This is a genomic window from Dokdonia sp. Hel_I_53, from assembly GCF_007827465.1.
Classification (GTDB): Bacteria; Bacteroidota; Bacteroidia; order Flavobacteriales; family Flavobacteriaceae; genus Dokdonia.
On record NZ_VISL01000001.1, the window covers coordinates 934,991 to 948,377 of the forward strand.

Here is a 13,387-nt window from a genome sequence, read left to right on the forward strand (position 1 = left end):
TGAATTTCAAGTTACAACAGGATAGATTATTTCTTTCAAAAATCTAAATAAAAAAACCCCACACAAATTTTGCGTGGGGCTCTTAACTAAAGATACTTAACTATTATCCTTTTACTCCTGCTTCTTTCATTGCTTCTTCCTTCATTTGTTCATTAGGAACAATTGCAAGTTGCACTCTTCTATTTTGTGCTCTACCCTCTGCTGTATCATTACTAGCTGCTGGTTGATCTTCACCATACCAAACCGTTGTAAATCTAGACGGAAGTAATCCTGTTCCTACCATATAATTAGTAACTGCGTTTGCACGGTTCTTTGATAACGTCATGTTTAAAGCATCACTACCTTGACTATCAGTATGCCCTGCAACAATTACATTTGTTTGATCATACTCCTTCATTACATTAGAAAGCTTGTTTAATAATGTTTGGGAATCTGCATTCACATTATATTTCCCAGTATCAAAATACACCCCTGAATTCTCATCAAATGTTACTATAATACCATCATCAACACGCTCTACAGTAGCTCCAGGAATTTCTTTTTCAATTTCTTGTGCTTGTTTATCCATTTTGTTTCCTATGATAACACCAGCAGTTCCTCCTACTACACCACCGATCACGGCACCTAATTCTCCGTTACCACCTTTACCAACATTGTTACCCAAAATTGCACCTAAAACAGCACCTCCAGTAGCTCCTATTACAGCTCCTTTTTGTTTGTTATTTGCATTTTTAGTAGCCTCACAGCTAGTAAATCCTGTAATCATTACTACACCTAGTGCAGCAACAGCAATATTCTTTATAATTGATTTCATACTATCGTTTTAAATGCAGATTACTCTGCTGTTTTTGTAAAGTTCATTGTAATTTTAAAAGGCTCGCCACCTTCTGTAACAGTTTGCGTCATTGTTAGGCTTGAATCTGTAAGGTATGCTAGGTTTACTCTATAACCAGCATTATTCATTGTACTCTTCATGCGCTCATCTGTAGGCTTTAAAAGAATATCGTAATTCATTGCATTACCATTATTCTGTGGTATGTCCCAGATAAAATAACTCTTACCCTCTGCACAACCTGATGTTGGGTCTAATTCGTAATTTCCAAAGTTGTTATTTGGAATAAATCTCCATGTACTTCCTACCATACATTCTGTAGTAACGTTGTCAAAAAGTTTTACATCGTAAATTCCATCACGATCATAAGAAATATCTGTTAATGACCACAACCCTTTAAGTGTCTTTTCAGACTCCTTGATTACCTGATCACTTGATCCACAGCTCACAAATACAGCTACTATAGCAACGAGCATTAATTGTTTAATTGATTTCATAGATTTTAGATTTAAAAAAAGCAACTTCCTTAAAAATAAAAGGAAATTGCTTAGATAAGTTAGTCTGTTTCTTACTTCTTAAATAATCTACTTACTAGAGATAGTACGAATAAGATTATAAAAATGAAGAATAAAATTTTTGCGATGCTTTCAGCTCCAGATGCAATTCCTCCGAATCCGAATATGGCAGCTATAATTGCGATAACGATAAAAATGATAGTCCAACGTAACATAATTTTTGTTTTTATTGATTAGTATGAGATAAAAGTAATTTTACATCCCACGTTTTATTCAAAAATTAGCAGGCTTTAACGAAGAAATGTTAATAGCTCATTAATAATGTTACACTTTACTGCTTTTTGCTTAAAAAATTAACAATTAGTATTTAAGTAATTCTATCATTGTTTCTTTAAGGCGTTTACGTGATAAATATTGATCTTCTAGGTCCTTATTAAACGGAATAGGAGTATCAAGACTAGCCACTCTTCTAACGGGTGCATCTAATGACTCAAAACAATTTTCCATAATCATCGCAGAGATGTCTGACATAATGCTACCAAAAGCAGAGTCTTCTGTTAATAGAAGTACACGCCCTGTTTTACGAACTGACTTAAAAATAGCATCAGTATCTAGAGGCTGCAAAGTTCTGAGGTCAATCAAATCTGTTTCAATATGAGAAAGTTCATTAAGCATCTCAAGAGCCCAATGTACCCCAGCCCCGTATGTTATAATTGTAAGTTGCTCTCCCGTGCGCAGTAGAGATGCTTTTCCTAACGGTATCGTATAATAATTTGCAGGCACTTCCTCTCTTATACTTCTGTATAATGCTTTATGTTCAAAGAAGAGTACTGGATTAGGATCTTCAATAGCCGTCGCAAGTAAGCCTTTTGCATCTGCTGGAAATGCTGGGTAAACTACTTTTAATCCAGGTGTATGAGTAAACCAAGCCTCATTGGTCTGAGAGTGAAAAGGTCCTGCGGCCACACCTGCTCCACAAGGCATACGAACTACTACATCTGCAGGTTGCGACCACCGGTAATATGATTTTGCTAAATAATTTACTAAAGGATTAAAACCTGACGTAGCAAAATCTGAAAACTGCATTTCCATTACCGCTTTCATTCCGTTAATTGATAACCCCATTGAGGTTTCAACAATCGCACTTTCACAAATAGGCGTATTACGCACACGATCTTTCCCAAAAGCTTCTACAAAACCTTCAGTAATTTTAAAAACACCTCCATACTCTGCTACATCCTGACCCATAATAATAAGGTCATCATATTTCTCCATAGACTGTTTAAGTCCTTTTGAAATTGCATCTATGAGTCTTAGTTCTTCTGTTTCTTCACTCGGTTTACTTTCGCGAAAGCTAAAAGGAGCAAATACATCATTTACCTCTGTGTCTAGATCAGGGATGATCTCATTTTCACCATAAGCAAGATCTAAGTGCTCATTAATTTCTGCAGTAAATGCTTCTGTAAATTGCGCATGCATTTCTTCAGTAATTACTTCCTCATCAAGCAGAAACTGTTTAAAATTCACTACAGGGTCTTTTTGGGCCCAAGAATCCATTAATTCCTGAGGCACGTACTTTGTACCACTAGCCTCCTCATGACCACGCATTCTAAACGTTTTGAATTCGATCAGTACAGGCCTAGGATTAATTCGAATATCCTCTGTAATGCTTTTAATTTTGCTATAAACCTCTAAAATATTATTGCCATCTATGATATGGGACTCCATTCCGTAGCCCTTTGCTCTATACGCTAGGTGTTCACACTTATACTGCTCTGAAGTAGGTGTTGACAATCCGTACCCGTTATTTTCTATACAAAATAAAACAGGTAGATCCCAAACAGATGCTACATTGAGTGCTTCATGAAAGTCTCCTTCGCTTGTCCCTCCTTCCCCTGTAAATACAGCTGTAACAGACTTTTCGTTACGTAATTTATGGGCAAGTGCAATTCCATCTGCAACACCTAGTTGTGGTCCTAAATGAGAAATCATCCCCACAATATTAAATTCTTGTGTACCAAAATGAAAACTACGGTCCCTACCCTTAGTAAACCCGCTCATTTTACCTTGCCACTGTGTAAAGAGTCTGTATAATGGAATCTCTCTAGTAGTGAACACACCCAAGTTACGGTGCATAGGTAATATATATTCTTCATTTTTCATGGCCATTGTAACTCCTACAGAAATGGCTTCTTGACCTATCCCAGCAAACCATTTAGAGATCTTACCCTGTCTTAAAAGAATGAGCATTTTCTCCTCGATCATACGAGGTTTAAGCATTGACTTATAAAGAGCTAGAAGTTCTTCATTTGATATTCCTTCCCTATTATAGGTAAAAGGTTTAGTTTGAGATATTGAATGTTGCATGTGGTCAATTATATTACAGAGTAAATGTAATAATTATTGGGAAGAGGAGAAGTAGAAAAAACATATGATAACTAATTGAACTTAATAGGCATTGTTAGTTAAAAAAAAGTTTGATCTACACGCTTTCGCGAAAGCGGATAGCTTACATAAACAACATATTTACTTAACATGAACTATATCGCTATATCAAATAACAAATTTCAAAACAGGTACGGTTTCATTATATTTGTACCACAATCGCAAATAGCTAACTAATGAATAATATACCTAGTGTTGACCTCGCAGATTTTTTAAGTGATGATCCAGATCGAAAACAGAAATTTGTAAATGAAATTGGTTCGGCATATGAGGACATAGGTTTTGTATCGCTAAAAAACCATTTCTTAGATGATGCCCTTGTAGATGATTTATATAAAAGTGTAAAAGATTTTTTTTCCCTTCCAGAAGATACTAAAATGAAATACGAGATTGAAGGCGGTGGCGGACAGCGTGGATATATTTCATTTGGTAAAGAACACGCAAAAGGTAAAAAAGAAGGAGATTTAAAAGAATTCTGGCACTTTGGTCAAGAGGCAGACGAAGATGCAAATCTTGCAGAAGCATATCCAGGAAATATCATGGTTAATGAACTTCCTGCTTTTAATGAAAAAGGAATGGAAGCCTACAGAATGCTCGAGAAAACCGGTATTTATGTTTTAAGAGCATTAGCACTATATATAGGACTTGACGAATTTTATTTTGACCACTGGGCTCGTAATGGAAATAGTATTTTACGTCCTATTCACTACCCTCCTATTACTGAAGAGCCAAAAGGTGCTGTACGAGCAGGTGCACATGGTGATATAAATTTAATTACCCTTTTAATGGGAGCTTCTGCTGGAGGACTTCAGGTATTACGTAAAGATGGTGAATGGATAGATGCCATACCTAATGAAGATGAGCTTGTAATTAATGTAGGTGATATGTTAGAACGCCATACTAATAACAAATTGCGTTCTACCATCCACAGGGTTGTAAACCCACCAAAAGAAGAATGGGGAACCGCACGCTATTCTATTCCATTTTTTATGCACCCTAGGTCAGATATGAAACTAAACTGTCTAGATGAGTGTGTTGATGAAGAGCATCCTAAAGCTTTTGAGGATATCACAGCTGGAGAATTTTTACACCAACGCCTCGTAGAAATTGGCCTTATTAAAGAATAGTACTTACATATATACAATGCGTGGGTAGTCATAGGTTTTACCGTATTATTCACGCTTTTATTGCTCAGACAAATGGACTTAAGCGATCAACTTAAAAACCTATTCCCAGATCATACCCCAGAAGGAACTCAAGAGGAAGACCTTCCCTTAGAAGATACATTATGGATTCAAAATGATCCTCTCCTTTGTAAGTATGAAAAACGGAAAGGAAAACCTATTACAATAATAGAAGGATATACTGGAGAAACCTCTGATTTTAAGATTCTAGCAAAAGAAATTAAAGTATATTTAGGTGTAGGTGGTAGTTTCAAAAATGAAAGTATCATCATCCAAGGCGACTACCGCGATCGCATCATGAGTTTTTTGAAGGACAAAGGATTTAAAACTAAGCGCGTAGGCGGTTAATGAAACAAACACTACATATAGTTAATGGCGATTCTTTAACTACTAAGCTCACTGAAAATTACATAAAAGGAGACGTTGCTGTGTGGCGTGAAATGCTTTGTGAAGGTAAAACGGTAGTTAATCTTGCTAGTGATGAATTTATAAAAACTCGTTTATCCTTTTTTAAAAAAAATTATCCTGATCATGCACGGTCATACGAAGACAAATTTGGTTCTCAACTAGCTATTATAGCAGGTGGGGATCAATACAAAGAAATTGTTCTTTGGTTTGAATATGATCTCTTTTGCCATATCAATATGATAGCTTGCATCAGTTTTTTAAGATCTTTAGAGCTGTCAAAAAATATATACTTAGTATGTAGTGGCTGGATAGAATCTGAGACACAACTGCATGGATTATCAGAGCTCTCAAATAAGCAGCTTCTAAATCACTATGAGAATAAAGTATTGCTGGACAATCATGATCTCTTCCTTGCAGATGATTTATGGAGAATCTATTGCGGTGATGACCACCTTAAATTTAAACCCAGTATCGCCAAAAATTCAAACTTTAAATATCTTGCTAACTGTATTAGTGCCCATAAAGAACGCTTTCCTCATCAAGAAACAGGTCTTAACACCTTAGAGACTAACATGCTTGAACTTATACGTAAGTATAAGATAAAATCGAAACATCAACTTTGTGGTTATATGCTTAATTATCAAGGATACTATGGGTATGGAGACATACAAATTCTGAAGATGATAAGTCGAATGGATTCTTTTTTTACCAATGAAGATAATATTCTTGCACTCACAGAAAAAGGAATAGCCGTACTTGAAGACAATTTAAATGTAAGAAACTCGATGGTATATCAATGTCCTCTAGGCGGAACATTTAAATATGATTATAGCTACAATAGCAAGGATCACCAACTATCAAAAATTTAATTTATGAAAATTGCAGCTTCAGAGCTCATCCTCAATGAGGATGGATCTATATATCACTTACAACTAAAGCCAGAGAATATTGCAAATACCATTATTACGGTAGGTGATCCCGATCGAGTAGATACCATTACAAAATATTTTGATTCTATAAGGTTTTCAACGCATAAGCGGGAGTTCAAAACAACAACAGGTACTTATAAGGGGAAAGAACTTACAGTAATTTCTACAGGAATAGGTACCGATAATATAGATATTGTTCTAAATGAGTTAGACGCACTTGTGAATATTGATTTAGAAACACGAACTGTAAAATCTACCCAAACTTCCTTAGATATTATACGCATAGGTACAAGCGGTTCAATACAGAGCGATATTCCTATAGATAGTTTTTTAATATCTAAGTACGCTATTGGGTTAGATGCTCTTGTTCACTTTTACAATAGTGCCCACATTCAGAATGAGGAAATTCAACAATCCTTTGTGCAACACATGTCTTGGGCTCCTGAGAAAAGTACACCATATGTGGTAAGTTGCGATGCATCGCTTGCTGCAACATTTAGCGCTCCGCAAGTACATCATGGATTTACGGCTACAAATATAGGTTTCTATGCCCCTCAAGGGAGAAGGCTTCGACTTGATACTAGTGACGCGTCTATGAATGATAAATTGGCTTCATTCCGCTTTCGCGAAAGCGAAAAAGACTTACGTATCACAAATCTAGAAATGGAGACCTCAGGTATTTATGGTCTCGCAAAATTATTGGGCCATAGAGCAGTTTCTCTCAATGCTATTTTAGCAAATCGTGCTAGCGGTACTTTCTCCGCATCTCCTAGAAAGCTTACTGAAAACCTTATACAATTTGCACTCGATTGTTTAGTTAAATAATCTATTCCCTAGTGAAGTTTCTATGAGCATAAATGACCTATATATTTAACAAAGCCTTAAATATATAGGAATGGCGCTTTTGTACATTTGACAAAAAGCCCATAATGAAACCACTCACAGACGACACCTACAGACACCGGGATTTGAACTGGCTCAGTTTTAATGAGCGCGTGCTTCAAGAGGCAGAAGATGTCGAAAATAATCCACTTTATGAGCGGTTAAAATTTTTAGCCATTTATGCCACAAATTTGGATGAGTTTTTTAGAGTGCGAGTATCACAACTGCGACAACTCAAAAGAGTAAAAAAAAGGATTAGGAAACAACTATCCCTTAAGCCCAATGCTATAGTAAAAGAGATCAAGGCTACTGTAGAGGCGCAGCATAAAAGATTTGGAAAAATCTTTAGAGAGCAAATTATTCCCGAGCTGGAAACAAACAATATTTATCTACTTGATGCAAAAAGCTACCATGGTCAATTTGAAACCTTAATTAATGGTTGGTATCAAGCCAAAATTAAAGAGCACTTAGAGGTAAAGCTTGTCAATCCCACAGAAGATAAAAAAGTTTTTCTCGAAGATCAATGTATCTATTTTTTCGTAACATTTAAAGATTCTCAACAGTTGGGTTTTGTAAACATCCCATCTAATAAAATAGATAGATTTGTAAACCTTGCCACTATAAAACAAAAGCACTACATCACCTTTATAGATGATATTATTCATTATAAAATACCTGAACTTTTTCCAAACGCTATAATTGAAAATATTTATGAAATAAAAATGTCACGCGATGCAGAGCTATATCTTGATGATGAAGTAGATGGCATACTGGCAGATCGTATTTATGAATCCTTAAAGAGACGTCACAAAGGACAACCTACGCGTCTATTGTATGATGCGTCTATGTCTAAAGAAGATACTAAACGGTTACGTAAGTTTTTAAAAGTGGGAAAAGTAGATATGATGCCAGGAGGCAGATATCACAATTTTAATGATTTCTTTTCCTTCCCAGACCCCACTAATAACAAGGCGCTTCATTATACTCCTATGCCGCTGGTAAAACATACAGCGTTAGAAGAAAGTACGGACTTATTTGAAACACTACGTCAAGGAAACCATTTAGTACATTTTCCATTTATGTCTTTTAACTACGTAGAGCAGCTAGTAGAACAAGCAGCATCTGATCCGAAAGTTGAGGAAATAAAAATCTCACTCTATCGAGTTGCTTCACAGTCTCCACTTACAACGGCTCTATTAAAAGCGCTAGGTAATGGTAAAAAAGTTTTCATTTTCATAGAGGCAAAAGCACGATTTGATGAGGAGAATAATATACGCTGGGGACGAACTTTTGAAGATAAAGGTGCTACGGTAATTTATAGTTACCCTCGTATAAAAGTCCATTCAAAGATTCTACTTATAAAACGCAAGGAAGACGGTCGTAATAGACGTTATATTTATATAGGTACAGGAAATTTTAACGCCAAAACCTCTAAAATTTACGCTGACCATGGGTTCTTCTCTGCAGATAAAAAACTAGGAAAAGAATTAAATAGAGTTTTTAAAGTTTTGGAAGGCGACTTAATAGTCCCTAGAAATAAGCATTTATTGGTTTCACCATTTACAACTAGAAGAACATTTGAAAAGCTTATATATAGTGAGATTGAAGCCGCCAGAGAGGGAAAACCAGCGGCTATCAAAATTAAGATGAATAGCCTAGAGGATAAAGACATGATAGCCTTATTATACAAAGCTAGTCAGGCAGGTGTTGAGATACGTATGATTGTACGCGGCTTTTCCTCTCTAATACCTGGAGTAAAAGGACTTAGTGAAAATATTTACATGACCTCTATTTTAGATCGGTATTTAGAGCATGGGCGCATGTATTGGTTTTATCATGGAGGTGACGAGCGCATGTACATAGGAAGTGCAGATTGGATGACCCGTAACCTAGATAGACGTATTGAAGTTCTTGTTCCTATTACGGATGAAAATTGCAAAAAAGAATTAAAAGATATTTTAGAAATTCAACTAGCAGATAATATTAAGGCGCGCATTCAAAACAAAGAGGAGAATAACGCTTTCGCGAAAGCAGCCATAGACTCTCCCAAAGTTAGATCGCAATATGCTATTTTTGAATATTTGAAAGAGAAGCACAATTAATATATGACGAAGATTAGAATAGGTGGTGTTCCAGAACACTTTAACTTACCATGGCACCTAGCAATAGAAGATGGAATGTTTGCCTCTCAAGGCATCGAATTAGAATGGATTGATTTTCCTGAAGGTACAGGTGCGATGAATAAGGCACTTAGAGATAAAGAAATAGATCTCGCAGTAATACTTACTGGTGGTATCATAAAAGATATCGCTGCCGGAAATCCTTCAAAAATTTTACAACTTTTTGTCTCTTCCCCGTTGCAATGGGGTGTACATGTGGCGGCAAATAGCAAGTTTAAATCTATTGAAGAGTTAGAAAATGCAACCTGCGCCATAAGCCGTTATGGATCTGGATCACATGTCATGGCCTATGTACAAGCCGAACAACGCGGTTGGAATACAGATAATCTAGACTTTGAAGTTGTAAACACTCTTGAAAATGCCATCACTACGCTTACTAATGGTAGTGCAGACTATTTTATGTGGGAACATTTTACAACAAAACCTATTGTTGACAAAGGTATTTTTAGGCGTTTAGGGGATTTTCCTACGCCATGGAGCTGCTTTGTTATAGCTGGAAGAGAAGATTTTATAGATGAAAATTCATATGCTGTACAGATAGTTCTTGACACTATAAATACAGTGACTGGAGATTTTAAAAATATCCCTTCTATAGATCGTACGCTTGCAAATAGGTACGAACAACAGCTAGATGATATACAAAAATGGCTCTCGCTCACCTCATGGTCTCAAGAACAAATTTCTATAGAAGAAATAAAAAGAGTACAATCTAGAATTTATAAGCTAAAGATGATTGAGTCCATCAAAGAGCCATCAAGTTACATTCACGACATTTAATTTTCTTACAAAGCAACGCAACCTTTTTAGAAAAAAGCATCTTTACAATAGCAACAAAGCATTTAAACGATGATTATATTTTTTATTGTATTAGGTTTCCTTCTCACAATAAACTTTTTACTTCTAAAATTTTCCTGCAACAAATATGCAGAGCATGAACCTGAAGAGGAGTAAATTTATATCTATACAGCGGCACTGAAGCTAATTCAAATTTTCGGTGTCGCTTTTTTATACCTGTTAAACCTAAGAGACTTAATAGCTAGCTAGCATCATTAATTACCATACTATCTCCTCTTTTCCCTCTTGACTCAATAATTCATTAGTCTTACTAAAATGCTTATTACCGAACCAATATCCTCTATTTGCACTTAACGGTGATGGATGACCAGATGTCAATATATGATGTTTAGTAGTGTCGATTTTTTTACCTTTCTTTTTAGCAAATCCTCCCCATAAGAGAAAAATTATGTTTTCTCGTTTTTCAGATAATGCAGTAATTACCGCATCTGTAAATTGCTCCCACCCTTTCTTTTGATGTGAGCCCGCTTCGTGGGCTCTTACCGTAAGCGTGGCATTTAACATTAAAATGCCTTGATCTGCCCAACGTTCTAAATTACCAGAAATGGGTATGGCAATCCCTGTATCTGTATGCAGCTCTTTGAAAATATTAGTTAAGGAAGGTGGATGTGATATACCATCTTGTACAGAAAAGCAAAGTCCGTTAGCTTGTCCCTCTCCATGATAAGGGTCTTGACCTATGATCACCACTTTTACTTTATCAAACGGACAGTGATCAAAGGCTGAAAAAATGGCTTTCCCTGGTGGAAAGCAAGTGTGGCTCCTGTATTCTTCTTTTACAAACTCTATGAGGTCTTTAAAGTAAGGTTTTTCAAATTCTTCGGCGAGTTCACGCTTCCAGCTTGCCGCTATAGTTACATCCATTATACGTATTTTTGTTAGGGAGTACTGTCATCACAAATGACCACTCAAAGCTATAGAAAAGAATAAAAAGGTAGAGGTTTTAAGCCTCGAATATTTTCGCGAAAGCGAAAAATCATATGATACATATTACACAAAAAACACTTGAAGATTTAGAGTTTGATACTGTATGCAGCCATTTATCTGAACGCTGTACGACTGAAAAAGGAAAAGCTAAGGCTCTAGCTATAAAACCATATCCCTCTCCTAAGGACGTATTATTTGGGCTTCATCAAACAAACGAATATCTCTCTTCCCGCACGGCAGAAACGCCTATACCTAATCATGGTTTTGACACCATTGATCAAGAAATCAAATATCTAGATATTGAAGATTACACCTTAGAAAAAGGAAGCTTTAAGAAACTTGCTAGCATTTCTGAAACGGTTAATATTCAGCTCAAATATTTTAAAAAGTTCGAAGAGCAATTTCCTACATTACAAGAAACTGTTTCTCAAACACCTTACACTAAGGAAATCATAGAGGCTGTACATCGAGTAATTGATAAGTATGGCGAAGTACGGGATGACGCGTCTCCCACTTTACAAACAGTGAGAAGAGCAATTAATCAAACAAAAGGTCGTATTAATTCTAGTTTTGCGAGCGCCTTGGGACAATATGCAAGTTATGGCTATTTAGATGACATAAGAGAATCTATTGTAGATAACGTACGTGTGCTTGCTGTTACAGCAATGCATAGACGCAAAGTAAAGGGTTCTATCATGGGGAGCTCAAAAACGGGAAGTATAACTTACATCCAGCCAGAAGCAACACTCCAAGCACAACGAGAATTAAATAATCTTATTTTTGAAGAAGATGAAGAGGTAAAGCGTATTTTAAAGGAACTTACGGCACGTATGCGCCCGCATATTGAACTTTTTAAAGAATATCAAGAGCTTTTGAGTGATATTGATGTGATTGCTGCAAAAATGAAATATGCAGAGGCCATGGATGCTCTATTGCCAAAAATTACTACAGATCGAGAGCTTACACTTAAAGATGCTTATCACCCACTTTTATATCTGAGTAATAAGGCTAAAAAAGAAAAAACGTATCCACAAGATATACATTTAGATCAAGAGAGTAGAATTATAGTCATATCTGGACCCAATGCTGGTGGTAAAAGTATCACACTTAAAACTGTGGGTTTATTACAGGTAATGCTTCAAAGCGGTATGCTTATACCAGTACATGAATACTCACGTGTTTGTTTATTTAATAAAGTACTTACTGATATAGGAGATAACCAGAGTATAGAAAACCATTTAAGTACCTACAGCTATCGACTTAAGAATATGAACTATTTCTTAAAAAAGTGCGATCGCAATTCGTTAATTCTTATTGATGAATTTGGTACTGGATCAGATCCAGAGCTTGGGGGAGCGCTAGCTGAGACATTTCTTGAGGTCTTTCACGAGCGAGAAGCTTTTGGTATCATTACTACCCACTACGCAAATCTTAAAATGATGGCAAATGAAACGCCAGAAATCGTTAATGCAAACATGCTTTTTGATGCGCGTACCCTAGAACCATTATTTAAATTACATATGGGTGAAGCTGGAAGTTCTTTTACATTTGAGGTCGCTCAAAAAAACGGCATCCCCTACTCGCTTATTAACCGATCAAAAAAGAAAGTAGAACGAGGGAAAATACGCTTTGACAAGAGTATTGCCAACCTACAAAAAGAACGTAGTAAACTTAGTAAAACTACTACTGCGCTTAAAGCGAAAGAGCAACAAGCTGCTAAAGAAAAAGAACAGCTTGCTGAGATTAACGAAAAAGTCCAAAGCAAACTAGAAAGCTACCAAGAGTTATATGATAGTAACCAGCGTATGATTTACCTAGGAACTAAGCTGGACAATATAAGTTCTAAGTTTTTCAAAGACAAAAAGAAAAAAGAACTCATTGCTGAGTTTTTAAAGATTGTCCAGATTGAAAATAGTAAACGGAAAAAACAATCTGCAAAACAAGCAAAAGCCGAAAAAGCAAAGGAACTCGCAGTAAAAAAAGAGGCCGAAAAGCACGTAAAAGTCATACGGGAGAAGAAAAAAGAAGCAAAAAAAGTGGCGCCAGCACCCGTGAAACCTAAAGTAATTTTGAAAGAAGGCGACCGTGTTAGAATGCAGGATGGGAAGGCTGTAGGAAGTATTGATAGTATAGAAAAAGGAAAGGCAACTGTTAATTACGGCATGTTTACGACTAATGTATCTCTAGATCAACTAGAGCTAGTGCAACGCGAAAACAAGAATAAATAAGT

At 36.1% G+C, this 13,387-nt stretch carries 12 protein-coding genes; 7 read left to right on the top strand and 5 right to left on the bottom strand.

All coding sequences use genetic code 11. The features are described 5' to 3' along the window. Window positions 1-103 precede the first annotated feature (103 nt). The 4 genes from OD90_RS04135 to OD90_RS04150 all read right to left on the bottom strand — a co-directional run bounded on the left by OD90_RS04135 (window position 104) and on the right by OD90_RS04150 (window position 3,714). Window positions 104-814 carry an OmpA family protein gene (locus tag OD90_RS04135; protein WP_144666991.1) on the bottom strand — a complete coding sequence of 237 codons (711 nt, stop codon included), beginning with the start codon at window positions 812-814 and terminating at the stop codon, window positions 104-106. A 20-nt stretch (window positions 815-834) separates the two neighbouring features. Then, window positions 835-1,329 carry a lipocalin family protein gene (locus OD90_RS04140; protein WP_144666994.1) on the bottom strand — a complete coding sequence of 165 codons (495 nt, stop codon included), beginning with the start codon at window positions 1,327-1,329 and terminating at the stop codon, window positions 835-837. Window positions 1,330-1,400: 71 nt separating this feature from the next. Next, window positions 1,401-1,562: a DUF1328 family protein gene (locus OD90_RS04145; protein ID WP_144666997.1), complete on the bottom strand. Its 162-nt coding sequence runs from the start codon at window positions 1,560-1,562 to the stop codon at window positions 1,401-1,403. A gap of 145 nt (window positions 1,563-1,707) precedes the next feature. Next, window positions 1,708-3,714, bottom strand: a complete 2,007-nt coding sequence (locus OD90_RS04150; protein ID WP_144667000.1) for a thiamine pyrophosphate-dependent enzyme — start codon at window positions 3,712-3,714, stop codon at window positions 1,708-1,710. 254 nt (window positions 3,715-3,968) lie between these two features. Between OD90_RS04150 and OD90_RS04155 the strand changes: the two genes are divergently transcribed. The 6 genes from OD90_RS04155 to OD90_RS04180 all read left to right on the top strand — a co-directional run bounded on the left by OD90_RS04155 (window position 3,969) and on the right by OD90_RS04180 (window position 10,152). Continuing rightward, window positions 3,969-4,919 (top strand): isopenicillin N synthase family dioxygenase, encoded by a 951-nt coding sequence (locus OD90_RS04155; RefSeq protein ID WP_144667003.1) that lies wholly within the window; start codon window positions 3,969-3,971, stop codon window positions 4,917-4,919. Between the two features lie 72 nt (window positions 4,920-4,991). Next, the gene (locus OD90_RS04160) at window positions 4,992-5,324 is read left to right on the top strand and encodes a translation initiation factor (protein WP_144667006.1); all 333 of its coding nucleotides are present in this window, start codon (window positions 4,992-4,994) and stop codon (window positions 5,322-5,324) included. Beyond that, on the top strand, window positions 5,324-6,253 hold the full coding sequence (locus OD90_RS04165) for a DUF1835 domain-containing protein (protein WP_144667008.1): 930 nt from the start codon (window positions 5,324-5,326) through the stop codon (window positions 6,251-6,253). The genes OD90_RS04160 and OD90_RS04165 overlap by 1 nt, the downstream gene beginning before the upstream one ends. A 3-nt stretch (window positions 6,254-6,256) precedes the next feature. Beyond that, the gene (locus OD90_RS04170) at window positions 6,257-7,138 is read left to right on the top strand and encodes a nucleoside phosphorylase (protein WP_144667011.1); all 882 of its coding nucleotides are present in this window, start codon (window positions 6,257-6,259) and stop codon (window positions 7,136-7,138) included. 104 nt (window positions 7,139-7,242) lie between these two features. Further along, the gene (gene ppk1, locus OD90_RS04175) at window positions 7,243-9,297 is read left to right on the top strand and encodes a polyphosphate kinase 1 (protein ID WP_144667014.1); all 2,055 of its coding nucleotides are present in this window, start codon (window positions 7,243-7,245) and stop codon (window positions 9,295-9,297) included. A 3-nt stretch (window positions 9,298-9,300) separates the two neighbouring features. Beyond that, window positions 9,301-10,152 (top strand): substrate-binding domain-containing protein, encoded by an 852-nt coding sequence (locus OD90_RS04180; protein WP_144667017.1) that lies wholly within the window; start codon window positions 9,301-9,303, stop codon window positions 10,150-10,152. Window positions 10,153-10,428: 276 nt separating this feature from the next. Here OD90_RS04180 and ung read toward each other — a convergent pair whose 3' ends face one another. Further along, the gene (gene ung / locus OD90_RS04185; protein ID WP_144667020.1) at window positions 10,429-11,094 is read right to left on the bottom strand and encodes a uracil-DNA glycosylase; all 666 of its coding nucleotides are present in this window, start codon (window positions 11,092-11,094) and stop codon (window positions 10,429-10,431) included. A 116-nt stretch (window positions 11,095-11,210) separates the two neighbouring features. Here ung and OD90_RS04190 point away from each other — a divergent pair, with 116 nt between their 5' ends. Continuing rightward, window positions 11,211-13,385 carry an endonuclease MutS2 gene (locus tag OD90_RS04190; protein ID WP_144667023.1) on the top strand — a complete coding sequence of 725 codons (2,175 nt, stop codon included), beginning with the start codon at window positions 11,211-11,213 and terminating at the stop codon, window positions 13,383-13,385. Window positions 13,386-13,387: the final 2 nt, after the last annotated feature.